28 protein-coding genes are annotated in these 24,360 nt (G+C 60.5%); 13 read left to right on the forward strand and 15 right to left on the reverse strand.

Going from position 1 to position 24,360, the window contains the following annotated elements:
• Positions 1-75 precede the first annotated feature (75 nt).
• The 5 genes from AC3ISI_RS25630 (at position 76) to AC3ISI_RS25650 (ending at position 6,559) form a co-directional block, all read left to right on the forward strand.
• Positions 76-1,221 carry a Fic family protein gene (locus tag AC3ISI_RS25630; protein ID WP_489334360.1) on the forward strand — a complete coding sequence of 382 codons (1,146 nt, stop codon included), beginning with the start codon at positions 76-78 and terminating at the stop codon, positions 1,219-1,221.
• A gap of 169 nt (positions 1,222-1,390) precedes the next feature.
• Positions 1,391-1,633, forward strand: a complete 243-nt coding sequence (locus AC3ISI_RS25635) for an exodeoxyribonuclease VII small subunit (protein WP_007894317.1) — start codon at positions 1,391-1,393, stop codon at positions 1,631-1,633.
• Positions 1,630-2,517 (forward strand): (2E,6E)-farnesyl diphosphate synthase, encoded by an 888-nt coding sequence (gene ispA / locus AC3ISI_RS25640; RefSeq protein ID WP_489334361.1) that lies wholly within the window; start codon positions 1,630-1,632, stop codon positions 2,515-2,517. The genes AC3ISI_RS25635 and ispA overlap by 4 nt, the downstream gene beginning before the upstream one ends.
• Before the next feature lie 92 nt (positions 2,518-2,609).
• Entirely contained in the window at positions 2,610-4,508 is a 1,899-nt protein-coding gene (gene dxs, locus AC3ISI_RS25645) for a 1-deoxy-D-xylulose-5-phosphate synthase (protein WP_489334362.1), read from the forward strand.
• 167 nt (positions 4,509-4,675) lie between these two features.
• Positions 4,676-6,559, forward strand: a complete 1,884-nt coding sequence (locus AC3ISI_RS25650) for a TonB-dependent receptor domain-containing protein (protein WP_489334363.1) — start codon at positions 4,676-4,678, stop codon at positions 6,557-6,559.
• Positions 6,560-6,679: 120 nt separating this feature from the next.
• Here AC3ISI_RS25650 and AC3ISI_RS25655 read toward each other — a convergent pair whose 3' ends face one another.
• The 12 genes from AC3ISI_RS25655 to nrdR all read right to left on the reverse strand — a co-directional run bounded on the left by AC3ISI_RS25655 (position 6,680) and on the right by nrdR (position 15,493).
• Positions 6,680-7,480: a cobalamin-binding protein gene (locus tag AC3ISI_RS25655; protein ID WP_489334364.1), complete on the reverse strand. Its 801-nt coding sequence runs from the start codon at positions 7,478-7,480 to the stop codon at positions 6,680-6,682.
• Positions 7,480-7,899 carry an MFS transporter gene (locus AC3ISI_RS25660; RefSeq protein ID WP_489334365.1) on the reverse strand — a complete coding sequence of 140 codons (420 nt, stop codon included), beginning with the start codon at positions 7,897-7,899 and terminating at the stop codon, positions 7,480-7,482. The genes AC3ISI_RS25655 and AC3ISI_RS25660 overlap by 1 nt, the downstream gene beginning before the upstream one ends.
• Complete coding sequence (gene ribA / locus AC3ISI_RS25665) at positions 7,896-8,513, reverse strand: GTP cyclohydrolase II (protein WP_489334366.1); 618 nt, start codon at positions 8,511-8,513, stop codon at positions 7,896-7,898. Before ribA ends, AC3ISI_RS25660 begins: the two co-directional genes overlap by 4 nt.
• A gap of 248 nt (positions 8,514-8,761) precedes the next feature.
• Complete coding sequence (locus tag AC3ISI_RS25670) at positions 8,762-9,496, reverse strand: substrate-binding periplasmic protein (RefSeq protein WP_489334367.1); 735 nt, start codon at positions 9,494-9,496, stop codon at positions 8,762-8,764.
• A gap of 21 nt (positions 9,497-9,517) precedes the next feature.
• Positions 9,518-10,021: a phosphatidylglycerophosphatase A family protein gene (locus tag AC3ISI_RS25675; RefSeq protein ID WP_150782649.1), complete on the reverse strand. Its 504-nt coding sequence runs from the start codon at positions 10,019-10,021 to the stop codon at positions 9,518-9,520.
• Positions 10,018-10,983, reverse strand: coding sequence for a thiamine-phosphate kinase (gene thiL, locus AC3ISI_RS25680; protein ID WP_489334368.1), 966 nt, complete (start codon positions 10,981-10,983; stop codon positions 10,018-10,020). The genes AC3ISI_RS25675 and thiL overlap by 4 nt, the downstream gene beginning before the upstream one ends.
• An 18-nt stretch (positions 10,984-11,001) precedes the next feature.
• Complete coding sequence (gene nusB, locus AC3ISI_RS25685) at positions 11,002-11,502, reverse strand: transcription antitermination factor NusB (RefSeq protein WP_007944234.1); 501 nt, start codon at positions 11,500-11,502, stop codon at positions 11,002-11,004.
• Positions 11,499-11,975 carry a 6,7-dimethyl-8-ribityllumazine synthase gene (ribH, locus tag AC3ISI_RS25690; RefSeq protein ID WP_074871273.1) on the reverse strand — a complete coding sequence of 159 codons (477 nt, stop codon included), beginning with the start codon at positions 11,973-11,975 and terminating at the stop codon, positions 11,499-11,501. The genes nusB and ribH overlap by 4 nt, the downstream gene beginning before the upstream one ends.
• A 91-nt stretch (positions 11,976-12,066) precedes the next feature.
• Positions 12,067-13,158, reverse strand: coding sequence for a bifunctional 3,4-dihydroxy-2-butanone-4-phosphate synthase/GTP cyclohydrolase II (ribBA, locus tag AC3ISI_RS25695; protein ID WP_007944233.1), 1,092 nt, complete (start codon positions 13,156-13,158; stop codon positions 12,067-12,069).
• Positions 13,159-13,188: 30 nt separating this feature from the next.
• Positions 13,189-13,854, reverse strand: coding sequence for a riboflavin synthase (locus tag AC3ISI_RS25700; protein ID WP_414875975.1), 666 nt, complete (start codon positions 13,852-13,854; stop codon positions 13,189-13,191).
• Positions 13,855-13,898: 44 nt separating this feature from the next.
• Positions 13,899-15,032 carry a bifunctional diaminohydroxyphosphoribosylaminopyrimidine deaminase/5-amino-6-(5-phosphoribosylamino)uracil reductase RibD gene (ribD, locus tag AC3ISI_RS25705; protein ID WP_489334369.1) on the reverse strand — a complete coding sequence of 378 codons (1,134 nt, stop codon included), beginning with the start codon at positions 15,030-15,032 and terminating at the stop codon, positions 13,899-13,901.
• A complete protein-coding gene (nrdR, locus tag AC3ISI_RS25710; protein ID WP_003228656.1) occupies positions 15,029-15,493 on the reverse strand; it encodes a transcriptional regulator NrdR in 465 nt (154 codons plus the stop codon). Before nrdR ends, ribD begins: the two co-directional genes overlap by 4 nt.
• Positions 15,494-15,620: 127 nt before the next feature.
• On the opposite strand from nrdR, the gene AC3ISI_RS25715 reads away from it, so the two are divergent.
• From AC3ISI_RS25715 to trxA, 3 genes are all read left to right on the forward strand, one after another.
• Positions 15,621-16,085, forward strand: coding sequence for a YbaY family lipoprotein (locus tag AC3ISI_RS25715; RefSeq protein WP_489334370.1), 465 nt, complete (start codon positions 15,621-15,623; stop codon positions 16,083-16,085).
• A complete protein-coding gene (locus AC3ISI_RS25720; protein WP_489334371.1) occupies positions 16,082-16,738 on the forward strand; it encodes a class I SAM-dependent methyltransferase in 657 nt (218 codons plus the stop codon). Before AC3ISI_RS25715 ends, AC3ISI_RS25720 begins: the two co-directional genes overlap by 4 nt.
• Positions 16,739-16,903: 165 nt before the next feature.
• Positions 16,904-17,776, forward strand: a complete 873-nt coding sequence (gene trxA / locus AC3ISI_RS25725; RefSeq protein ID WP_489334372.1) for a thioredoxin — start codon at positions 16,904-16,906, stop codon at positions 17,774-17,776.
• On the opposite strand, the gene AC3ISI_RS25730 is transcribed toward trxA, so the two are convergent.
• Entirely contained in the window at positions 17,773-18,120 is a 348-nt protein-coding gene (locus AC3ISI_RS25730; RefSeq protein WP_489334373.1) for a hypothetical protein, read from the reverse strand. The two genes, trxA and AC3ISI_RS25730, sit on opposite strands and share 4 nt — an antisense overlap.
• Positions 18,121-18,255: 135 nt before the next feature.
• Here AC3ISI_RS25730 and AC3ISI_RS25735 point away from each other — a divergent pair, with 135 nt between their 5' ends.
• The 5 genes from AC3ISI_RS25735 to AC3ISI_RS25755 all read left to right on the forward strand — a co-directional run bounded on the left by AC3ISI_RS25735 (position 18,256) and on the right by AC3ISI_RS25755 (position 22,302).
• Complete coding sequence (locus AC3ISI_RS25735) at positions 18,256-18,831, forward strand: DUF2796 domain-containing protein (protein ID WP_489334374.1); 576 nt, start codon at positions 18,256-18,258, stop codon at positions 18,829-18,831.
• Between the two features lie 135 nt (positions 18,832-18,966).
• Positions 18,967-19,677 carry an ABC transporter ATP-binding protein gene (locus tag AC3ISI_RS25740; RefSeq protein WP_489334375.1) on the forward strand — a complete coding sequence of 237 codons (711 nt, stop codon included), beginning with the start codon at positions 18,967-18,969 and terminating at the stop codon, positions 19,675-19,677.
• 1 nt (position 19,678) lies between these two features.
• On the forward strand, positions 19,679-20,944 hold the full coding sequence (locus AC3ISI_RS25745; protein WP_489334376.1) for an ABC transporter permease: 1,266 nt from the start codon (positions 19,679-19,681) through the stop codon (positions 20,942-20,944).
• 11 nt (positions 20,945-20,955) lie between these two features.
• Complete coding sequence (locus AC3ISI_RS25750) at positions 20,956-21,474, forward strand: DUF3299 domain-containing protein (protein ID WP_489334377.1); 519 nt, start codon at positions 20,956-20,958, stop codon at positions 21,472-21,474.
• A 126-nt stretch (positions 21,475-21,600) separates the two neighbouring features.
• On the forward strand, positions 21,601-22,302 hold the full coding sequence (locus tag AC3ISI_RS25755) for an OmpW/AlkL family protein (protein ID WP_489334378.1): 702 nt from the start codon (positions 21,601-21,603) through the stop codon (positions 22,300-22,302).
• A gap of 111 nt (positions 22,303-22,413) precedes the next feature.
• On the opposite strand, the gene AC3ISI_RS25760 is transcribed toward AC3ISI_RS25755, so the two are convergent.
• Positions 22,414-23,343 (reverse strand): NAD-dependent epimerase/dehydratase family protein, encoded by a 930-nt coding sequence (locus AC3ISI_RS25760; protein WP_489334379.1) that lies wholly within the window; start codon positions 23,341-23,343, stop codon positions 22,414-22,416.
• A complete protein-coding gene (locus AC3ISI_RS25765) occupies positions 23,336-24,220 on the reverse strand; it encodes a sugar nucleotide-binding protein (RefSeq protein WP_489334380.1) in 885 nt (294 codons plus the stop codon). The genes AC3ISI_RS25760 and AC3ISI_RS25765 overlap by 8 nt, the downstream gene beginning before the upstream one ends.
• Between the last annotated feature and the right edge of the window lie 140 nt (positions 24,221-24,360).

The following is a 24,360-nucleotide window of genomic DNA, read 5'->3' on the forward strand; positions in this document are numbered from 1 at the left end:
CGACCTTATTCGGCTCACTAAATGAGCCGAATAAGACTATTATTCGGCTCATTCACTCTGGAGTTATCCGTGGTCATGGCACCTCACTGGATTTGGCAACAGCCTGATTGGCCGAATTTCACTTGGCAATCCGAACGCCTGACGCTGCTATTGCGTGAGTGCGTGCAGGCGCAAGGTCGGTTGATGGGCATGGCCAGTTCTGTGGGTGGCTCACTCAACGTGCAGAACGAACTGGATGCGTTATTGCAGAACATCGTGACGTCTTCAGCTATCGAGGGTGAGCAGCTGAATGTTGGCTCGGTCCGCTCATCACTGGCGCGACGCCTGGGTCTGGAGGTGGTCGATGGCGATAAAGTCAGCCAACGCAGTGAAGGGCTCGCGCAGTTAATGCTCGACGCAACTCAGCACTTTGCGCAACCGCTGACATTGGAGCGATTACTGGCATGGCATCAATGGCTGTTTCCGGATCAAGGCATGAATGTTGCCGCCCGCTCGATTCATATCGGCGAATTGCGCGGCGATGAGCCGATGCAGGTGGTTTCCGGACGACTCGACAAACCGACCATCCACTTCGAGGCACCGCCCCGCCTTGGCCTTGAACAACAGCTCGATACTTTTCTTGTGTGGTTTGAAAACAGCCAGAGACAGGGCAGGCTCGATCCATTGTTGCGGGCCGGCATCGCGCACTTCTGGTTCGTCACCTTGCACCCCTTTGACGACGGCAACGGTCGCCTCACGCGAACCATCACCGACTTGGCGTTGGCTCAGGGTGAAGCCCAAGCGATCCGTTTTTACGCCATGTCGGCGAGCATCCTTGAGGATCGCTCCGGCTATTACCGAGTGTTGGAAACCAGCCAGAAAAGCTCCACGGATATTACCGAGTGGCTGGAATGGTTTCTGCAAACCTTGCTGCTCAGCTTGCAGCAGGCCATGACACGGATCGAAGCGGTAATGGGCAAGGCGCGCTTCTGGCAGGCCTATCGGGACGCAAAACTGTCTGCCGAGCAATTCATGGTACTGAATCGCTTGCTGGATGGTGGGGAGCGCGGTTTCGAGGACGGCATCAGCGCGGCTCAGTATCAAGCTGTGGCGAAAGTATCGAAAGCCACTGCGACCCGTCATTTGGCCGAGTTGCTGGAGAAGGGTTGTCTGAAACGCCTGCCCGGTGGTGGACGCAGTACCCGCTATCAGGTCCGCTATCCAGATGACTCAACCTATTAATCAAGCCGTAATGCGATCTGTAGCAATTGGCGAAGCCTGCGGCTACAAATAGTGTGGCGCAGCTGAAACGGTTGCTGCCGGTGCAGAGGCAGAACTGCCCGCTCATTTGCCCATAACCCCCATGTCTGCTAGTGTCGCGCCGGTTTAACGTCAACCGGAAATAGCCGCCATGGCCCGCAAAAAAGCTGCACTGGATTTCGAACAATCGCTCGCTGACCTGCAAACACTGGTGGAGCGTCTGGAGAACGGCGAACTGTCGCTGGAAGACTCGCTGACCGCTTTCGAGCAAGGCATCGGTCTGACTCGCGATTGCCAGGCGGCGCTGGCCCAGGCCGAGCAAAAGGTTCAAGTGCTGCTCGAACGTGATGGCGAGTTGGCCGAGGAACCCTTCGACGCGGATCAGCCAGAATGATTGCAGCGTATTCAGCGACCAGCCAGGCCCGCGTCAACGCGGCACTGGAAACCCTGTTCAACGCCCCCAGCCCTGAACTTGCCCGCCTTTATGAAGCCATGCGCTACAGCGTGATGAATGGCGGCAAGCGCGTACGTCCATTGCTGGCTTATGCGGCCTGCGAAGCGTTGGGCGGCAAGGCTGAACTAGCCAACGGCGCAGCCTGCGCAGTAGAGCTGATCCACGCGTACTCCCTGGTGCACGACGACTTGCCGGCCATGGACGATGACGACCTGCGTCGCGGCCAGCCGACGACGCACAAGAAATTCGATGAAGCCTGCGCAATTCTTGCCGGTGACGGCTTGCAGAGCCTGGCATTCAGCGCCCTGCTCGACCCGCGCCTGAACGGGGCGGACGCCGAGATCCGCCTGCAGATGGTCAGCGCCCTGGCCGTCGCGGCAGGCCCGGCGGGCATGGTCGGCGGTCAAGCCATCGACCTCGGCTCCGTAGGTCTGAAACTCGATCAAAAAGCCCTCGAGTACATGCACCGGCACAAGACCGGCGCGCTGATCGAAGTCAGCGTCAAACTCGGTGCCCTGGCCAGCGGCCACGCGGAAAAGAACGAACTGAAAGCCTTGCAGACCTATGCACAGGCCATTGGCCTGGCGTTTCAGGTGCAGGACGACATTCTCGACGTGGAAAGCGATACCGAAACCCTCGGCAAACGTCAGGGCGCCGACATCGCTCGCGACAAACCGACCTACCCGGCGCTGCTCGGGCTCGACGCGGCCAAGGCTTACGCCCTGGAGCTGCGCGATCAGGCCCTGCACGCGCTGCGACCGTTTGACGCGGCCGCCGAGCCCTTGCGCGATCTGGCCCGCTACATCGTCGACCGGCGTAGCTGACAGCGAATCGGCCAAGTTAAGGCCTACGCGTGGGCAGGGGGCGATGCATCAGGTAAACTGCCGCATCTTTTATATCTATAACGATTCGCCTGATGCCCACGACGTTTCATGAGATTCCCCGCAAGCGCCCGACCACGCCCCTGCTCGACCGTGCCAACACGCCGGACGGCCTGCGCCGGTTAGGCGAAGCCGAGCTGGAAACCCTGGCCGATGAGTTGCGCCTGGAATTGCTCTACACGGTCGGTCAGACCGGCGGGCATTTCGGTGCAGGCCTGGGCGTCATCGAACTGACCATCGCGTTGCATTACGTCTTCGACACCCCGGACGACCGGCTGGTGTGGGACGTGGGTCATCAGGCTTATCCGCACAAAATCCTCACCGGCCGTCGCGAGCGCATGAGCACCCTGCGCCAGAAGGACGGCGTCGCCGCCTTCCCGCGTCGCTCCGAAAGCGAGTACGACACCTTTGGCGTCGGCCACTCCAGCACTTCGATCAGCGCCGCGCTGGGCATGGCCATTGCCGCCCGTCTGCAAAACAGTGATCGCAAAGCCATTGCCGTGATCGGCGATGGCGCGCTGACCGCCGGCATGGCGTTCGAGGCGTTGAACCACGCGCCGGAAGTGAACGCCAACATGCTGGTGATCCTCAACGACAACGACATGTCGATCTCGCGCAACGTCGGCGGCTTGTCGAACTACCTGGCGAAAATCCTTTCCAGCCGCACTTACGCAAGCATGCGCGAGGGCAGCAAAAAGGTCCTGTCGCGCCTGCCCGGCGCCTGGGAAATCGCCCGTCGTACCGAAGAATACGCAAAAGGCATGCTGGTGCCCGGCACGCTGTTTGAAGAGCTGGGCTGGAACTACATCGGCCCGATCGACGGCCATGACCTGCCGACCCTGATCGCCACCTTGCGCAACATGCGCGATCTCAAAGGCCCGCAGTTCCTGCACGTCGTCACCAAGAAAGGCAAAGGCTTCGCCCCTGCCGAAGTCGACCCGATCGGCTACCACGCCATCACTAAGCTCGAACCGCTGGACGCACCGGCCGCCGCGCCGAAGAAATCCGGTGGGCCGAAGTATTCCGGCGTGTTCGGTGAATGGCTGTGCGACATGGCCGCTGCTGATCCGCGCTTGGTGGGCATCACCCCGGCGATGAAAGAAGGCTCGGACCTGGTGGCGTTCAGCGAACGTTTCCCGCTGCGCTACTTCGACGTGGCGATTGCCGAGCAACACGCCGTGACCCTCGCCGCCGGCATGGCGTGCGAAGGCGCTAAACCGGTGGTGGCGATCTATTCGACCTTCCTGCAACGTGGTTACGACCAGCTTGTGCATGATGTGGCGGTGCAAAACCTTGACGTATTGTTCGCCATCGACCGCGCCGGCCTGGTGGGCGAAGACGGCCCGACACACGCGGGCAGCTTCGACCTGTCGTTCCTGCGCTGCATCCCCGGCATGCTGGTGATGACCCCGAGCGACGAAAACGAACTGCGCAAAATGCTCACCACCGGCCACCTCTACAACGGCCCGGCGGCGGTGCGTTACCCGCGCGGCGCAGGTCCGAATGCGACCATCGAAAAAGACCTGCAACCAATCGAAATAGGCAAGGGCATCGTTCGTCGTCAGGGCAGCAAAGTCGCCTTGCTGGTGTTCGGCGTGCAACTGGCCGAAGCACTGAAAGTCGCCGAAACACTGGATGCAACGGTGGTCGACATGCGTTTCGTCAAACCGCTGGATGAAGCGTTGGTTCGCGAAATCGCCGGCAGCCACGAGCTATTGGTGACTGTCGAAGAAAACGCAATCATGGGCGGTGCCGGCGGCGCGGTCAGCGAATTCCTCGCCCGCGAAAACATCCTCAAGTCGGTCCTGCATCTGGGCTTGCCGGACCTCTACGTCGAACACGCCAAGCCGGCGCAGATGCTGGCCGAGTGCGGGCTGGACGAAGCCGGGATCGAAGCTGCGATCCGCGAGCGCCTGCAACTGCTCAATATCTAACCTACTGGATACACGCAATACCCTGTGGGAGCGAGCCTGCTCGCGATAGCGGACTGCCAGTCAACAATTCTTTGACTGACACACCGTCATCGCGAGCAGGCTCGCTCCCACATTGGTTTTTTGTGATCTTCTAATTTTGTTTGCTACAACGCACCAACGGACTACCGATGAAACTCTCCCCCCTCGCCCTGACGCTGACCCTGTGGCCGGCCGGCCAACTGCTGGCCGACACCTTCGAACGCGATCAAGCCCTGAAGCTGCCGAACGTTCTGATCACCGCCAATCGTCAGGTCGAAGCGCGCAACGACAGCAGTGCTGCCAATACGGTCTTCACCCGCGAAGACATCGACCGCCTGCAGCCGGACAGCATCACCGATTTGCTCAAACGAGTGCCGGGCGTGCAAGTGGCGCAAACCGGCGGGCTCGGCAGTCTGCCGGGAGTTTATATTCGCGGCACCCAGTCGGCGCAAAGCCTGGTGCTGGTGGATGGTCAGCGCATCGGCAATTCGACCTCGGGCGACAGCAACCTGCAACACATCAACATCGAGCAGGTCGAGCGCGTGGAAGTGCTACGCGGCTCCCGTTCGGTGCTGTATGGCAGTGACGCCATCGGCGGGGTGATTCAAATCTTCACCCGACGCGGCGGCGAACAAGGCCTGCAACCGCGGATGCACGTGGGATTTGGCAGCAATCAGACCTGGGATCGCAGCGCTGGGCTGTCCGGCGGCGATGAGCAAACCCGCTTCAACCTCGGCGCCAGCCTCAATGAAACCGCCGGGATCAATCGCACGCACGAGTCTTATCCCAGCGACAGCGATCATGATGAGTACCGCAATCAATCAGTCAGTTTCAGCCTGAGCCATGCGCTCACCGATGAGCTGGAAATCGGCGCCAATGTGCTGGATAACCGAGGCAAAAGCGAGTTCGACAACCCGTTTGGCCGTTTTGATCCGGACACTTTCGAGTCAGTCCAGCAGCAGCCTTTCAGCGAGTTCGAGGTGAGCAGCGTCAGCAGTTATGTCGACGCACGGATTAACAATGCCTGGAAGACCCGCGTCGAATTCGGCCACAGCGAAAACCGCGAAAAGACCCTCGACAAGCTCAGCGATGAGCGCAGCGTCTTCAACACCTACCGCGACTCGGTGAACTGGCAGAACGACCTGACGCTCAACGATCGCAACAGCCTGCTCCTGGGCGGCGACTGGTACGAAGACCGCATAAACAGCAGCACAGAGTTCGATGAAGACAGCCGCTGGAACCGCGCGGCATTTTTCCAGCATCACTACCGTGCGGACAGTTTTTCCACTGAGCTGGGTCTGCGCCATGACGAGAACCAGCAGTTTGGCAGCCAAAACAGCTGGAGCGGCACCTTCACCTTGCCGCTGAACCCGGACAACGACGTGCTGCTGACATACAGCGAAGGCTTTCGCGCGCCGACATTCAATGACTTGTACTACCCGGATTTCAGCAACCCGAACCTGAAGCCTGAAACGTCGAAAAACTATGAGCTGCAATGGCGTAGCCAGTTAACAGAAACCAGTCGTCTGGAAACATCGCTGTATCGCATCGACCTTGAAGACGCGATTATTTTCGGCAGTAACTCTCAGCCAGAGAACGTGGCTTCAGCGCGAATCAATGGCTTCGAAGCGGCATTGAAACAGGAGTTGTTCGGCTGGCAGAGCAACCTTGGCGTAGCGATCATCGACCCGCGCGACCGCGATACCGGCCACACCCTCGCCCGTCGTGCACGGCGGACACTGAGCCTGGATCTGGATCGACAATTTGATCGCCTGGGCCTTGGCGGCAGCTGGCAAGCGGTCAGCAGCAGTTATGACGACTTGAACAATCAACAGTCGTTGGGTGGCTACGGCTTGTTGGGCTTGCGCAGCAGCTGGGAGCTCAATCGTGAAATCAAGCTTGAGATGAAGCTCGATAACCTGCTGGATAAAAGCTATAGCCGGGCGATGTACAGCCATGAAGGCAATCAGTTTGGGTATCGAGAGGAAGGTCGGGCTTGGTTGTTTGGGGTGACCTGGATACCGGGGATCTAATCCTGAATTTGTGCTGCTTGGACTGGCGTCTTCGCGAGAAGGCTCGCTCCCACAGGGGTTTCGTGTCGTTCACAGATCAAGTGTGGGAGTGAGCCTGCCCGCGATGGCCGCACCTCGGTCTCACCGGTCCGGCGCAATGACCTGACAAAGCTTGGCTGTCGCCTCGACCATCTGCCCACTCGGCCGCTCCAGCCCCTTATCCGTCACCAACAGCAATTGCCCATGCGCCACTGCCGCCACCTGCGGCCACGCCTTCCATGCGTCGAGTTGGGCCTGATCGCTGGCCAGAATCACCTCAGGATTACGCTGCAATACCGCCTCGACACTGACCTGCGGCGCGGGCAACGTCAGGTCGGCAAACACGTTGCGCGCCCCGCACACCTCTAGCGCATCACTGATGATCTGCCCACCACCCACGGTGTACAGCGGCCGATCCCAGACTTGATAAAACACCCGCAACGGCTCTTCCCGTCGATAACGCTGACGCAGGTTATCCAGTTTTTGGCGCAGGTCGGCAGCCAACGTTACGCCCCGTTCGGGTCGGCCGAGTTGCATGGCGATCGCCTCCATTTGCGCAGCAAGTTGCTCGAGCGAATGAGGTTCGGCGACGTACGTGGGGATGTTCAACCGCTTGAGCTGCTCACGCTGGGCCAGCCCAACGCTGCCCGGCCACAGCAGCAACAAATCGGGCTGGAGACTGAGCAAGCGCTCCATGTCCAACTGACCGTAGCGGCCAACCGAAGGAAGGTGTTCAAGCTCGGCGGGACGTTCACCGGCATCCAGCACCCCGACCAGCAGGTCGGCGGAACCCAGTTCAACGACGATTTCAGAGAGGGACGGCGCCAGACTGACGACCCGCCCAACGGCAACCACCGAGCCGCTGACGGCCAGCAGCAGAACCGCCAGCCAGGCTCGAAACATCAGCCGAGTTGACGCGGAATACGGTAGAGGTAGAACAGCACCATGGTCGACAGCGCCAGCAGCATCAACGGCACGGCTTCGAGGCCGACGAACACCGCCAGCGCACCAATCCAGGCAGGCAATGCAGCCGCCAGGAACGCGGTACGCCGCTTGGCGGCCAGGGCGATCCAGGCGGCGGGTTCCTCAGGCGTGTCGAGGGCTTTTTGCGTAGCGATCAGGGCGTGCTTGTAGCCACCGAAAAACTTCAGGCTGACAAACATCGAGGCCACCCCGGCGATGAATAACGGCATTGCCAGCACCGGCAGAATCGCCTCGCCCTGGCCAAATACACCGTTGATCACCAACAGCGGCAGCAAGGCCAGCACCAGGTACTGCCACCAACTGAACGACAAACGCCGTCGAACCTGACCGCGGGTCACGCTCGATCTGCCTCGCCCTGATGCTCATTGCCCATCATGTGGTCGAGCTTGCTGGCCTTGGTCGCCAGGTAGAGCTTGTTGTGCGGATTGTGGCCGGTGTGCAGCGGCACGCGCTCGGCGACCACGATGCCCATGTCGGTCAAGGCTTTGACCTTGCGCGGGTTGTTGGTCATCAGACGCAGGGATTTCACGCCCAAGTGCTCAAGCATCGGCAGGCATATGCCGTAATCGCGCTGGTCGGCAGCGAAGCCCAGGCGCTCGTTGGCCTCAACGGTGTCAGCACCGCCGTCCTGCAATTCATAGGCGCGGATCTTGTTCAGCAGGCCAATGCCACGGCCTTCCTGACGCAAGTACAGCAACACGCCACGACCTTCACGGGCGATGGCCTGCAAGGCGGCTTCAAGTTGCGAGCCGCAATCGCAACGCTGGCTGAACAAGGCATCGCCCGTCAGACATTCGGAATGCAACCGGCCGAGTACCGGGGCACCGTCGGCGAACTCACCCAGGCTCAGCACAACGTGCTCGCGGCCGGTGGCTTCATCGAGAAAGCCATGCATGGTGAATTGCGCAAAAGGCGTTGGCAGCTTGGAAGCGGCGACAAAAACGACAGGCACCGGTGTGCTCCTGATCATAATTACTGGAGATACGCAGACGCGGCATTGTAACAGCCGATTCCTGCAGACGCTTAGGCTGAATTATGGGGCATAACGATCAAAAAGTTAGATATCAGGCCACTACTGCACCCTTTGGGAGCGAACCTGCTCGCGATTGCGGTGTGTCAGGCGCCATTAATGGTGACAGACAGTCCGTTATCGCGAGCAAGCTCGCTCCCACAGGTTGTCGCCAGCCATAGGATTTGTGTTCAGTTCGCGTCGAACGGGTAGGGCTGTTTCCAGCGCTCGAAGACCGGTTTCAGCGCGCCACTTTTCACCAGCAGATCCATGCGCTGGTCGAACAATGCCATCAACGCCCGAGCCTCCGGTGTATTGGCGAAGCACAGATACAGCGGCAAATCAGCGATATGCGTGCGACGGAACTGGGCAGGATCCTTGGCCCGTTTGACGATGTAATCGATCTCGGGCAGCGCATCGATGTAAAAGTCGGCACGGTTGTGGGTCAGCATCGACAATATACCGCTGCGCCGTACGACCTCGTTATAGCGCTGCACATTGGGCAGGTACTTCTGGTACTCGTAACCGCGGACCCAGGCCAGTCGATAGTTGCCGAGGGTTTCCGGGGTCGGTGTCGGATTACTGGCCAGGCCCAGGGCGTAAATGTGATCGGTATCGTAACTCCAGCGTGGATAAAGCACATCGCTGGCCTCGTCACGGTAAGAGCCGACACAGGCATCCACTTCACCGCGCTGGGCCAGACCCACCGCACGGGTATAGGGTTCGGTGCGCCAGTCCAGCTTGACCCCGGCCGGCTCGAAGATCGCCCGCAGCACGTCCCAGCCCAGACCATGCCCGTCAGCGGCGGTGTAGTCTTCCCATTCTTCGCTGGCCAGATGAATCACGGACGGCGTCGGCGCGGTATCCGCCGCCTGGGCGAGCGAGCAAAACATTGCGAAAACCACCGCTAACCAGCACCGCGCCATCCTAGCCCCCTGCTTCGCTCGTCAGGCGAAAATCCATACCAGCCCTTGCATTGCCAACCACGCAAATACGCCTGCCAACACGTCGTCGAGCATGATCCCGACGCCGCCATGCACATGCCGGTCGATCCAGTGAATAGGCCAGGGCTTGAGAATGTCGAAGAAGCGGAACATCAGGAACCCCGCCAGCAGCCAGTACCAACCCTCCGGCACCAGCCACAGGGTAATCCACATCCCGACCATTTCGTCCCAGACGATGCCCTCGTGGTCGTGCACGCGCAAATCGTCGGCCACTTTGCCGCACAGCCAGAAGCCGAACAGCATGGTGATGCCTAGCATCAGCCAATAGCCCCAGTCGGGCAGCATTTGCCACAACGGGATAAAGGGTAGCGCAACTAACGAACCCCAGGTGCCCGGTGCTTTTGGCAGGGTCCCCGAGCCGAAGCCGAACGCCAGGAAATGCCAGGGATTGCGCCAGACCGATGGCGGTACGAACTCCGCCGGGACCTGTTTGGGATGATCTGTCACGGTGTCTCCCGAAAATGTTGATAACCCCGGGTTTGCGGGGTGATGTCTTGTCCGTCGGCATCCAGCAGCGCCACGCCCTGCCCCGTTACAACTCGCCCGACTACATGGATCGGCCAGCCGTCCGCCAGCAATGAAGACAACTCTACGGGCGGTAAGGTGAAGGCCAGCACGTAATCGTCACCACCGCTCAATGCCGCCGTTTCGGCACCCGTCTGACCGAGGAATGCCACCAACGCCGACGACACGGGTAGTTTACTCCGCTCAACTTGAACACCGACCTGCGACGCCAGCGCTATGTGCCCGCAATCGGCGAGCAGGCCGTCGGAGATGTCCAGCGCCGAGGTCGCCTTGCCGCGCAAAGCCTGACCCAATGCCAATTGCGGCTGCGGTGACCAATAATGCGCCAGCAACGGATCGGCAATGGCCACATCAGCGGTACGCTGCCCCAACACCAACGGCAAAGCCCCTGCCGCGTTGCCCAGTTCACCACCAACGCAAAGCAAGTCACCGGGTTGCGCACCGCTACGGGTCAGCGCCTTGCCGGCTGGCACCCGACCGAACACGGTCATGGTCACGCTCAGCGGCCCACGGGTGGTATCGCCGCCCACCAACGCCACGCCGCAGCGTTGCGCCATGAGGTTCAAACCACGGGCATAGGCTTGCAGCCAATCGGCGGTCACCGTCGGCAAGGTCAGGGCAAGGGTAAAGGCAATGGGGGTGGCGCCCATGGCAGCCAGATCGCTGACCGCCACAGCCAGCGAACGCTGACCGAGCAGAAACGGGTCGCAGGGGTCTGCGAAATGCACACCGGCCACCAGCGTGTCGGTGGAAATGGCCAACTGCTCGCCGGGGGGAACAGCCAGCAAGGCGCAGTCGTCGCCGATCCCGAGGGCAACGCCCTCGCCGCCTTGCGCACAAGGCGCGGCGGCGAAGAAATTGCGGATCAGCTCAAACTCGCCCATCGCAGATTCAAACGCCGATCAGCGCTTGAACGCCTTCACTTCAGCTTCACGCAGACGCGGGGCCAGTTTGTCGAGTACACCGTTGACGAACTTGTGACCGTCGGTGGAACCGAAGACTTTAGCCAACTCGATACCTTCGTTGATCACAACGCGGTACGGGACGTCGACGCGCTTGATCAGCTCCCAGGTGGACAGGCGCAGAACGGCCAGTTCAACCGGGTCCAACTCTTCGATCGTAATGTCCAGGCACGGGGCCAGGGCCGTATCGATCTCGGTGCGGTGCGCCGGAACGCCGTGCAGGATGTCGTGGAAGTACGCGGCATCAACATCACTGAAATCGTTATCGACCCGGAACTGCGCTTCGATCTCGTTCAAAGACTGCTTCGCCATGTGCCATTGATACAACGCCTGAGTCGCGAGCTGACGAGCTTCGCGACGCTTGACGCTTTTCGATGGCTTGCCGGCATCCGCAGGCTTTGGATCACGCGGGTTGAAACGATCGCTTTCGTCGCTAATCACTTGGCCTCCAACTGCGCCAGCAGGCTGACCATTTCCAGAGCGGACAGGGCAGCTTCAGCACCTTTGTTACCGGCCTTGGTGCCGGAACGTTCGATGGCTTGCTCGATGGAATCAACGGTCAGCACGCCGAAAGCGACTGGAACGCCGAACTCCATGGACACCTGGGACAGGCCCTTGGTGCATTCGCCCGCCACATATTCGAAGTGCGGAGTACCACCACGAATGACCGCGCCCAGCGCGATGATTGCCGCGTATTCGCCCTTCTGAGCAACTTTCTGCGCAACCAGCGGAATTTCGAAGGCGCCAGGAGCGCGGATGATGGTGATGTCGCTTTCGCTTACGCCGTGGCGAACTAGGGCATCCACTGCACCGCTGACCAGACTTTCAACGACGAAGCTGTTGAAACGGCCCACTACCAAAGCGTAGCGGCCTTTAGGGGCGATGAAGGTACCTTCGATGGTCTTCAGGGTCATTCGTTAGATCTCTTAAAGAGCCGGGACGCGTTTTCTACGCGTCCCTCAGTGATTTTTTAGCCGCGAATCAAGGACTGGAAACAACCGGTCATTATTCGGAGGGCACGTATTCTACAACTTCCAGATCGAAACCGGATATCGCATTAAATTTCATTGGCGCACTCATCAGGCGCATTTTGCGTACGCCCAGGTCCCGAAGGATCTGCGAACCGGCACCGACGATGCTGTAGGTGGTCGGTTTTTTCACGGCCGCCTGGTCGGCGGTTTCGCGAATATGCGCCAGCAACACATCGCCATCGAGCGGGTGACCGAGCAACAGCACCACACCGCTGCCGGCCTCGGCGACCGCAGCCATGGCGGCGCGCAGGCTCCAACGGCCCGGTTGCTTGACCATCAACAGGTCGCGCAGCGGGTCCATGTTGTGCACGCGAACCAGGGTCGGTTCTTCGGCGCAGACAGTGCCCAGGGTCAGGGCCATGTGCACGTCGCCTTCCACGGAATCACGATAGGTCACCAGGTTGAATTGGCCCAGTTCGCTGTCCAGTGGCTGCTCGGCAATCCGCTGAACGGTACGTTCGTGGATCATCCGGTAGTGGATCAGGTCAGCAATGGTGCCGATTTTGATGTCGTGTTCCGCGGCGAAAGCTTCCAGTTCGGCGCGACGGGACATGGTGCCGTCGTCGTTCATCACTTCGCAGATCACACCGCTCGGCTCGAAACCGGCCATGCGCGCCAGGTCGCAGGCGGCTTCAGTGTGGCCAGCGCGGGCCAGAGTGCCACCGGCCTGGGCCATCAGCGGGAAGATGTGGCCCGGGCTGACGATGTCTTCGGCCTTGGCGTCTTTGGCGGCAGCCGCTTGCACGGTGCGCGCACGGTCAGCGGCGGAGATGCCGGTGGTCACGCCTTCAGCCGCTTCGATCGACACGGTGAACTTGGTGCCGAAGCCGGAACCGTTGCGTGGCGCCATCAATGGCAGCTTCAGCAGTTCGCAGCGCTCGCGGCTCATCGGCATGCAGATCAGTCCACGGGCGTGCTTGGCCATGAAGTTGATGTGCTCGGGCTTGCAGCACTCGGCGGCCATGATCAGATCGCCTTCGTTCTCGCGGTCTTCGTCATCCATGAGGATGACCATCTTGCCTTGGCGGATGTCTTCAACCAGTTCTTCGATGCTATTGAGCGCCACAAGGCACCCCCTTTCTTTGAAATTTGAGCTTCAGGATTTGAGGTAGCCGTTTTGGGCCAGAAAGCTTTCGGTAATGGTGCTGCCGGCTGTTGATTCGGCGGCCTTGTCGCCCAGCAACAGACGCTCCAGATAACGCGCCAGCAAGTCGACTTCCAGATTCACCCGGCGACCTGGCTGATACGACGCCATGATGGTTTCGCTCAGGGTGTGCGGAATGATCGTCAGCAGGAACTCGGCGCCATCGACCGCGTTCACTGTCAGGCTGGTGCCGTCGACAGTGATCGAGCCTTTATGGGCGATGTACTTGGCCAGTTCTTTCGGTGCGCGGATGCGAAATTCCACGGCACGCGCGTTTTCGGTACGGGCAACCACTTCGCCCACGCCATCGACATGACCGCTGACCAGGTGCCCGCCGAGGCGAGTGGTCGGGGTCAGGGCTTTTTCCAGATTCACCGGGCTGCCGCTTTTGAGGTCATTCATCGCGGTGCAATCGAGTGTTTCGCGGCTGACATCGGCGGCAAAGCCGTTGCCCGGCAGTTCAACCGCAGTCAGGCACACGCCGTTGACCGCGATGCTGTCGCCCAGTTTGACGTCGCTCAGGTCGAGCTTGCCGGTTTCTACGTGTACCCGCACATCTCCGCCTTTGGGGGTCAATGCACGGATACTGCCGATGGATTCGATAATGCCGGTAAACATGGAGTCCTCCTCGAGAACAAAGCCGTCTAGGCTGCGGCCAGGAATTATACGCTCGCCGCTGGTGAAGGAATGGCAGTGACCCGCCAGTCATCGCCAACCGCGCGAATTTCGGTGATTTTGAGCTCGGGCGCATCCTTCATTTGCGCGAGCGGCCAGTCGAGCAGTGGCCGCGCCGAGGAGCCGAGGAACTTGCCGGCGATGAAAATCTGGAATTCATCCACCAGGCCTTGCTGAGCGAATGCGCCGGCCAGACGCGGGCCGGCTTCGACCAACACTTCATTTACGCCACGATGGGCGAGCTCGACCAGCAATTGACGCAGATCGACCTGACCGTCAACGCCAGGCACGATCAGGCATTCAGGGCCATTGCCGTACTGCTCTTCCACCGCCACGCAGGTGGCGACCAACGCCGGGCCGGCCTTGAAGAACGGCGCATTCAGCGGCACCCGCAGGCGACCGTCGATCAGCACGCGCAGCGGCGGACGGCTCATGGCCAAAGCGGTTTGCTCCGCATCCAGGCCTAATTCGTCAGCGCGCACGGTCAACCGGGCGTTGTCCGCCAGCACCGTGTCGGCGCCGGTCAACACTACGCTGGCCTGGGCACGCAGGCGTTGCACCGCCGAACGCGCCGCGGGGCTGGTAATCCATTGGCTTTCGCCGCTTTCCATCGCAGTGCGACCGTCCAGGCTCATGGCCAATTTGACCCGCACAAACGGCAAGCCGTGCTCCATGCGCTTGAGAAAACCTTGATTGAGCTTGCGCGCTTCACCTTCCAGCACGCCACTTTCGATGGCGATTCCGGCCTGGGCCAGGCGTTGCAGTCCGCGACCGGCGACCTCCGGATTCGGATCCTGCATGGCCGCGACCACGCGGGCGACCCCGGCATTCACCAGTGCATCGGCGCAGGGCGGCGTGCGGCCGTGGTGGCTGCACGGTTCCAGTGTCACGTAGGCGGTTGCACCACGGGCCTTGTCACCGGCGGCTTGCAGGGCGTGGACCTCGGCATGTGGCTCGCCGGTGCGCACGTGCCAGCCTTCGCCGACGACCTGCCCGTCCCGCACAAGCACACAGCCCACCCGAGGGTTGGGATGCGTTGTGTAATGGCCTTTTCGCGCCAGTTCAAGCGCGCGGGCCATGTAATGGGCGTCGAGGATGGCGAGTTCTGCGGGCGTATTCATTCTTTCACCGGTTCACGGGCCAGGCGATCGATCTCTTCGCGGAACTCATTGAGGTCCTGGAAGCGGCGATACACCGAAGCGAAGCGAATGTAGGCGACTTCGTCGAGCTTTTGCAGCTCGGCCATCACCAACTCACCGACCACCAGCGATTTGACCTCACGCTCGCCGGTGGCACGCAGTTTGTGTTTGATGTGCACCAGCGACGATTCGAGGCGCTCGACACTCACCGGGCGCTTCTCCAGCGCACGCTGCATGCCGGCGCGCAGTTTTTCTTCGTCGAACGGCTGGCGACTGCCGTCGGTTTTGATCAGGCGCGGCAACACCAGTTCGGCGGTCTCGAACGTCGTGAAACGCTCGCCGCAGGCCAGGCATTCACGCCGGCGGCGCACCTGTTCGCCCTCGGCGACCAGACGCGAGTCGATGACCTTGGTGTCGTTGGCACCGCAGAAGGGACAGTGCATGGTGGCAGGCAACAAAAAAAGGGAGGGCCATGGTAGCGCATCCCCGTGGCAAGACAAGCCATAGGGTTTGCGGTATACAGACGGCTATAGTGTTTGATCCATGGATTTCACCTTGCTGGAGCCGCAAATGTCCCTAAGACCGCTCGTTTTGCTCAGCCTTTTCAGCCTGCTGGTGGCCTGCGGCAGCAATGCACCCAAGCCCCAGCCGCCGACGCCAGGTCCTGCCTCGCAGGAAGCGCAGAAAAAAGCGCAGGAATCGGCCAACCTCGGGCCGTTACCGGCGTATCAACGTGAATTGAGCGGCACTTTGCAAGGCGTACCGGCCGGCGCCGAAGTCGAATTGGCGCTGCTGGTGATCGACGAAAAGGATCGCCCGCAACAATTGCTTGCCAGCTCCAGCTTGATCGGCACCAATCAAGTGCTGCCGTTTCACCTGCGTTTTAACCCGGAATCGTTCCCATCCGGTGCCCGCGTTGAGCTGCGCGGCCGCGCCAGCCAGTCCGGTCAGTTGATTTTGCATCTGCCGTCGCAGGTCATCTCGCAGCCAACCACCCAGGCTTTGGGTCAGCTGCAATTTGTCAAAGCGCCATGATTGTACCGTTCGACCTGCAACAGGCCTTGGGTGAACTGCTCGGTGATGCGCAGCTTGTGCCTGTCGCATTGCCCGAGACCGACCTGAAACTCTGGCTGATCGACGGCGACAACATGGACCGCGCGTTCAGCCCCGAAGAAACCCGACGGATTCTGCATGAACCTCCGTACTGGAGTTTTTGCTGGGCCAGTGGTCTGGCAGTGGCGCGCTACCTTGCCGAATCCCCCGAGTGGGTCAAGGGCAAGCGGGTACTGGATTTCGGCGCCGGTTCGGGTGTTGCGGGGATTGCCGCCGTGAAGGCCGGCGCGCTGGAGGTGGTGGCCTGTGACCTCGACCCGCTGGCGATTGCCGCGTGTCGGGCGAATGCTGAACTCAATGACGTAGACCTCAACTACTCCACCGACTTTTTCGCCGAGGCGGACCGGTTTGATCTGATTTTGGTCGCGGATGTGCTCTACGATCGCGCGAACCTGCCATTGCTCGATGAGTTTTTGACCCGCGGAAAAGAGGCGCTGGTGGCCGATTCGCGCGTCAGGGATTTTCGTCATTCGCTGTATCAGCGCATCGAAATGCTGGAGGCCATGACCCTGCCGGATCTGGCCGAACCTGAAGAATTTCGGCATGTGAGTCTCTATCATGCGCGGCGCTGCTAAAAACATCGCGAGCAGGGATGTTCGGTGTGACATAGATCACTTGTGGGAGCGAGCCTGCTCGCGATGGCGATTTGTTCGGCAACACAAGACTAACTTCCACCCCGCTTTCAGCCATACCCCGCCTGGCCTTATAGTTGCCCCATTCATGCTTCCAAGAGATCCCCCATGAGTCAGGAAACGCCGTACATCTTCGACGCCACGACTGCTGATTTCGACCAGTCGGTGATCGAGAACTCCTTTCACAAACCGGTCCTGGTGGACTTCTGGGCAGAATGGTGTGCGCCCTGCAAGGTGCTGATGCCATTGCTGCAGACCATTGCCGAGAGTTATCAGGGCGAGTTGCTGTTGGCCAAGGTCAACTGCGATCTGGAACAGGACATCGTCGCCCGTTTCGGGATTCGCAGCCTGCCGACCGTGGTGCTGTTTAAAGATGGTCAACCGGTTGACGGCTTTGCCGGTGCGCAACCGGAATCCGCCGTGCGGGCGATGCTGGAGCCTCACGTACAAATGCCGCCACCGGCCGCCGCCGACCCGTTCGAGCAGGCTCAGGCCTTGTTCGATGACAGTCGTTTCGCCGACGCCGAAGCCGTGCTGAAAGTGCTACTCGGTGAAGACAACACCAACGCCAAGGCACTGATCCTTTACGCCCGCTGCCTCACCGAGCGCGGTGAGTTGGGTGAAGCGCAAACCGTGCTCGACGCGGTCAAGAGCGATGAACACAAAGCGGCCCTGGCCGGCGCCAAGGCGCAGATCCAGTTTCTCGGTCAGGCCAAGGATTTGCCGGATGCGGCAGACCTCAAAGCGCGCCTGGCGAAAAATCCGCAGGACGATGAAGCGGTGTATCAGCTGGCGGTCCAGCAATTGGCTCGCCAGCAGTACGACGCAGCGCTGGATGCGTTGCTCAAGCTGTTCATCCGCAATCGCAGCTACAGCGAAGGCTTGCCGCACAAGACCTTGCTGCAGGTGTTCGAACTGCTGGGCAATGACCATCCGCTAGTGACCACGTACCGCCGCAAGCTGTTTGCTGCGCTGTACTAAGCCGGTTCGATCCACCTGTAGAGCGGCGTATCCCCGCCGCTCGACACTTTCACATCGGCGCTATGGCGCAAGCGCACCAACAAGCGCTTACCCGACGCTGCGCTGCCGGTCAGTCCTTCCAACTGATCGAGCAAATCCGGCCCGCTCAATTGTCCGGCCTGACGCAACAGGTCCTTGGCGATCTGCCACAACGCCTCATCCTGAGTCACCGGTTTGGCCGGGGTGACACTGGCCTCGGGCTGGCTCACCTGCAACTGCGCGCCGAGACGCGCCCAATCGCCGTCATCCATCTCCAGCGTCAAATCCACCGGCCAGTCGCCGATGCTTCCGCGTATACGCAACATACGTCTGCTCCTGCACATTTCTGACCTGCATGCTCCCATGGGACTTGTGCAACGCCAAGTAGCCGGTCAAACTCCTCGCACTTACGTTATAAGATTACATAACAATTTCTTCATTTTACTTATCGGAGACCCGCCATGCGCCGTCTGCTGCTCGCTTTGCCGTTTGCCTTGTTGCCGCTGGCCGTCGCCCACGCCGCTGACGAACATGATCATGAGCACGGCAGTCTCGGCGCCCACGAACATGGCGTCGGTCGCTTGAACGCAGCGCTGGACGGCCAGACCCTGGAGCTGGAACTGGAAAGCCCGGCGATGAACCTGGTGGGTTTCGAACACGCCGCCACCACTGACGCCGACAAGGCCAAGGTCGCCACCGTTCGTGCGCACCTCGAAAAACCACTGGTGCTGTTCAACCTGCCAAAAGCGGCCGGTTGCGAGGTCTCCATGCAGGAACTGGAAAGCCCGTTGTTCGGAGACAAACCGGACGCCGATGATCACGATGAAGACGCCAAAAACGAACATCATCACGACCACAGCGAAATCCATGCTCACTACCAATTCACCTGCGCAGCTCCCGGCGCCCTGAAAAACCTGGACCTGGCGAACATTTTCAATACGTTCCCGGCGACTCAGAAAATTCAGGTACAACTAATCAGCCCAAGCGGGCAGCAAGGCGTTGAAGTGACAGCCAAAGCGGCCCCCCTGAAATTCTGATTCACCGCAAATCCCCTGTAGGAGTGAGCCTGCTCGCGATGAGGCCATAACCTTCAACATCTGCATTGACTATCACACCGCCATCGCGAGCAGGCTCACTCCCACAGGTTAATTAACACCCATGAAATCGGCGCTATGACCCAAGCACTCATCGAACTGTCCGACCTGGGCTTCAGCTGGCCCGGTCACCCGCCGTTGCTGGATATCCCGGCGTTTCGCCTGGAGCCTGGCGAAACCCTGTTCCTAAAAGGCCCCAGCGGCAGTGGCAAGACCACCCTGCTCGGCCTGCTCGGTGGTGTACAGAAGCCTGATCGCGGCAGTATTCGCCTGCTTGGCCAGGAACTGACCGAACTCGGCGCCGGTGCGCGTGACCGTTTCCGCGTCGATCACACTGGCTACATCTTTCAGCAATTCAATTTGCTGCCGTTTCTGTCGGTGCGCGAGAACGTCGAACTGCCCTGCCACTTCTCCAAATTGCGCGCTGAACGGGCGAAACAGCGCCACGGCAGCGTCGATCAAGCGGCGGCCACCCTCCTCGCTCACTTGGGCTTGAAGGACGAAAGCATCCTCAGCCGCCGCGCCGACTCGCTGTCCATCGGTCAGCAACAACGCGTGGCCGCTGCACGAGCACTGATCGGCCAGCCGGAGTTGGTCATCGCCGATGAGCCGACGTCGGCGCTGGACTACGACGCTCGGGAAAATTTCATTCGCCTGTTGTTCGCCGAATGCCGTGAAGCCGGGTCGAGCCTGCTGTTTGTCAGCCATGACCAGAGCCTGGCGCCGCTATTCGATCGCCACCTGTCGCTGGCCGAGCTCAATCGCGCCGCCACCCCGTCCGAGGTCTGAGATGTATCTGTTTCGTCTAGCCATGGCCAGTCTGGCTAACCGGCGCTTCACCGCGATACTCACAGCGTTCGCCATCGCCCTGTCGGTGTGCCTGCTACTGGCCGTGGAACGGGTGCGCACCGAAGCCAAAGCCAGTTTCGCCAGCACCATCAGCGGCACCGACCTGATCGTCGGCGCCCGTTCCGGGTCGGTGAACTTGCTGCTGTATTCCGTGTTCCGGATCGGTAACGCCACCAACAACATCCGCTGGGACAGCTTCGAACACTTCGCCAACAACCCGAAAGTGAAGTGGGCGATCCCGATGTCCCTCGGCGATTCCCATCGCGGTTATCGGGTGATGGGTACCACCGAGGCGTACTTCGAGCATTACCAGTACGGCCATCAGCAACACCTGGAGCTGGCCGACGGCCGCGCCTTCGCCACCGATCCGTTCGAAGTGGTGCTCGGTGCGGAAGTGGCCGACGCGCTGCACTACAAACTCGGCGACAAACTGGTGTTGGCCCACGGCGTTGCGGTGATCAGCCTGGTCAAGCACGACGACAAACCCTTCACCGTGGTCGGCATTCTCAAACGCACCGGAACCCCGGTGGACCGCACGCTGCACATCAGCCTTGGCGGCATGGAGGCAATTCACGTCGACTGGAACAACGGTGTGCCAGCTCAAGGCAAAAGCCGTATCAGCGCCGATCAGGCGCGCAACATGGACCTCACGCCGCAAGCGATCACCGCATTCATGCTCGGCCTCAACAGCAAGATTTCGACCTTCGCGATGCAACGTGAGATCAATGAATTCCGTGGCGAGCCGATGCTGGCGATCCTGCCCGGCGTGGCGCTGCAAGAACTGTGGAGTTTGATGAGCACGGCAGAAAAAGCCTTGTTTGTGGTCTCGCTGTTTGTGGTGCTAACCGGGTTGATCGGCATGCTCACGGCGATTCTCACCAGCCTGAACGAACGTCGGCGCGAGATGGCGATTCTGCGATCGGTGGGCGCCCGGCCATGGCACATCGCGACCTTGCTGGTGTTGGAGGCGTTTGCCCTGGCGCTGTCCGGGGTAATCGCCGGCGTGGCATTGCTCTATGTGTGCATCGCCGCGGCCCAGGGCTACGTGCAGGCCAATTACGGTTTGTACCTGCCACTGGCGTGGCCGAGCGAGTATGAATGGATGTTGCTCGGTGGCATCCTTGCCGCCGCCTTGCTGATGGGCAGCGTGCCGGCCTGGCGCGCGTATCGCCAATCGTTGGCCGATGGCCTGTCGATCCGACTATGAGGACGTTGAACATGCCCCGCGCCTTGCTTGCGCTGCTGATGCTGGTCGCCCTGCCCCTGTGGGCCGCCCAGCCGAAAGATTTGACCTGGTCAGAAATGATCCCGCCGGACGCCGCGCCGGAAGTGCCAAACATGACGCCCCTGCACGACCTGTCGCAGATGAGCAACACGCTGTCTGCCGAGTCGGCACCCGCAGCCAAACAGGACATGCCGAATGCGCCGGTGGTGAAGGCCCTTGATGGCCAGAATATTCGCCTGCCGGGCTACATCGTGCCGCTGGAAGTGAGTGAAGACGGGCGTACTACTGAGTTTCTGCTGGTGCCCTATTTCGGTGCCTGCATCCACGTGCCGCCGCCACCGTCGAACCAGATCGTGCACGTGAAAAGCGAAGTCGGCGTGAAGCTGGATGAGCTGTATCAGCCGTACTGGATCGAGGGGGCGATGCAGGTCAAGGCATCAACCAGTGAGTTGGCGGATGCTGGATACCAGATGGAGGCCGACAAGATTTATGTGTATGAATTGCCGGAGTGAATCCGGCAATTGTGTGTTGCCCACAAGATCGCTATCGCTGTTTCATTGAGCTGAGTCAAAAAACCTTAGCAAGCTACTTAGTACCATGGGGCATCAAAAAATTTAAACGCCCTTTGGAGCCCTCCCATGCACAAGTTTTTACTCAGCGCGTCGCTGGTTGCCCTCGCGCTCACAGCCCCACTCGCCCACGCCTTCGAGGCTGGCGACATCCTTATTCGTGCCGGCGCAATCACTGTAGACCCAAAAGGCGACAGCTCCAGCGTCAAGGTAGACCAAGGCCCGCTGGCCGGTGCAAACCTGGGTGGTGAAGCCACCCTGAGCAGCGACACGCAACTGGGCCTGAACTTCGCCTACATGTTTACCAGCCACTGGGGTATCGAGTTGCTGGCAGCCACCCCGTTTGAGCATGACGTGAAACTCAAAGGCACGGCTCTGGGCTCAGCAGCCAACGGCAAACTCGGCACCATTAAACAGCTGCCACCGACCTTGAGCGTCGTGTACTACCCCCTGGACCCGAAGTCCGCTTTCCAACCGTACCTCGGTGCAGGCATCAACTACACCGTGATCTACGACGAACACGTCGGCAGCGAAGCCCAGGCCAAGGGCTTCAGCAACTTCGAAGCGGATAACTCTTGGGGCATGGCGTTTCAGGTTGGTGCTGACTACATGATCACCGACAACATCTTGCTCAACGCCCAAGTGCGCTACATCGACATCGACACCACCGCGACCGTTGAAAACAACGCGATTGCACCGGGCACCCGGGCAAAAGTCGATGTGGACGTAGACCCGTTCGTTTACATGGTGGGCCTGGGTTACAAGTTCTAAAGTACGTTCACGTGGTGGTGAACCTGGCCTTTGTAAACATCGCCATAGAAGCGAATACCGGCCACAAAAAAGGCGCCCTTCAAGGGCGCCTTTTTTGTGATCGCGAAAATATCAGCGCCCCAACAACCGCGCCAGACCAACACTCATCGGTGTCTGCGCAGGGTAGGTAAAGCGCTCCAGCAAACGCCGGTTGTTCGCCCGCGAATGGCGGATATCGCCAGAACGCGCCGGGGCGTAGCTGATGGGCGGCAACTCCCCAACCACCGCTTCCAGCGCTTGCAGCATCTGCTTGAGACTGGTTGCCTGGTTCCAGCCGACATTCACCGCGCCGATTTCAACTTGCGGTTGTTCGATGGCCTGCACCAGCAGGTCCACCAAATCCTCGACGTAGACGAAATCGCGCGTCTGCTCGCCGTCACCGAACACAGTGATTGGCAGGCCTTTCTGCGCCCGTTCGCTGAAAATGCTGATTACCCCGGAATACGGCGAGGACGGATCCTGACGCGGGCCAAAGATGTTGAAGAAGCGGAAAATCACCGGTTCCAGTGCATGCTGGCGACGATAGAAGTCGAAGTAGTACTCGCTCGCCAGCTTGTCCGACGCATACGGCGTCAACGGCGCTTTAGGCGTGTCTTCGTCGATCGACTGACCTTCGCCATTGTTGCCGTAAACCGCGGCACTGGAGGCAAACAGCACGCGTTTGACGCCGGCCTGGCGCATGGCTTCGCAGACATTCAGCGAACTGATGAAGTTGCTCTGGTGAGTCTTCACCGGGTCGTCAACCGATGCCTGTACCGAGGCCACCGCGGCCAGGTGCGCCACAGCGCTGCAACCGACCATCGCCTGAGCCACCAGCGCAGCATCGGCGACGTCGCCGACGATCAATTCGAGGTTGGGATTGTCCAGCGGCAGGTTGCTGCGTTTACCGGTGGACAGGTCATCGAGAATGCGAACCGAGTGCCCCTTGGCGAGCAAGGCATCGGTCAGGTGCGAGCCGATAAAACCCGCACCGCCGGTGATTAAAACAGGTCCGTCAGCCATGGCGATAAAACCTATCCAGTAGGCCCGGGAGTGCGGCGCGCCAGGCGCGAGGCTTGATCCCGAACGTGTGCAAAATTTTCTTGCAGGCCAGCACTGCGTGTTGCGGCTCTTCGGCGGCATCCGGACGCGCGGCGTGAGCCTGGGCAGTCGGCGCTTCAATGGCCAGCGGATGCAGGCTGCGTGCTTCGGTCAGGATGGCCTGCCCCAGTGCCAGCGGCGTGGTCGCCTCATGCCCGGCGTAATGATAGGTGCCCCACAGCGGCGCGGCACAATCGAGTTGTTTGAGCACAGAGATAATCACACGGGCCGCATCGTCGACCGGTGTCGGGTTGCCCCGGCGGTCGTCGGCCAGCAGCAGTTCGTCCGGCGTCTCTGCCCGCGCGAGGAAGCGCCCGAGCGTGCCATCAGGACTGTCATCGAGCAGCCAGCCGAAACGCAGCAATACGTGCTGCGGGCAGGTCGCGCGAACACTTTGTTCGATGCGCCACAACGACTGACCGCGCAACCCCAACGGGACTGGTTCGTCTTTTTCGCTGTAGGCAGTGGCACGGGAGCCATCGAACACGCGATAGCTCGAGGGTTGCAGCAGAACAATGTTGTGATGCTGGCACAGTTCGGCCAGACGTTCGATTGCTCGCTCCTGCCCGGCCAGACGTTGCTCGCTGACCACTTCCGCCTGAAACCAGTCGAAGTAGTAGGCGAGATTGATCAACGCGTCCGGGCGGGTGTCGTCGAGCAGTTGCGTCAGGCTCGCGGCATCCCAGCCGTCTTGCGGGGGGCGGGGGGCGAGGAAGCCGATGTCTTCCTCCGCACCGAGGCGAATCAGCGCCTGCCCAAGGGCATTTCCGCCGCCCAGTAACATAAGGCGCATTCGCATAGAGTCAGCAGGCCCAGTCTGATTGGAACGATGGTTTTTATCGAGACGGCCCGCGGGCCATGTCGTTGATAGATTCTGGAATCGTTGCATTTTGCGGGTTTAGTGCGCAACCGTCATCCGTAAAGTGTAGTGATCGTGGA

It is taken from the genome of Pseudomonas sp. GL_139_B, assembly GCF_057834475.1.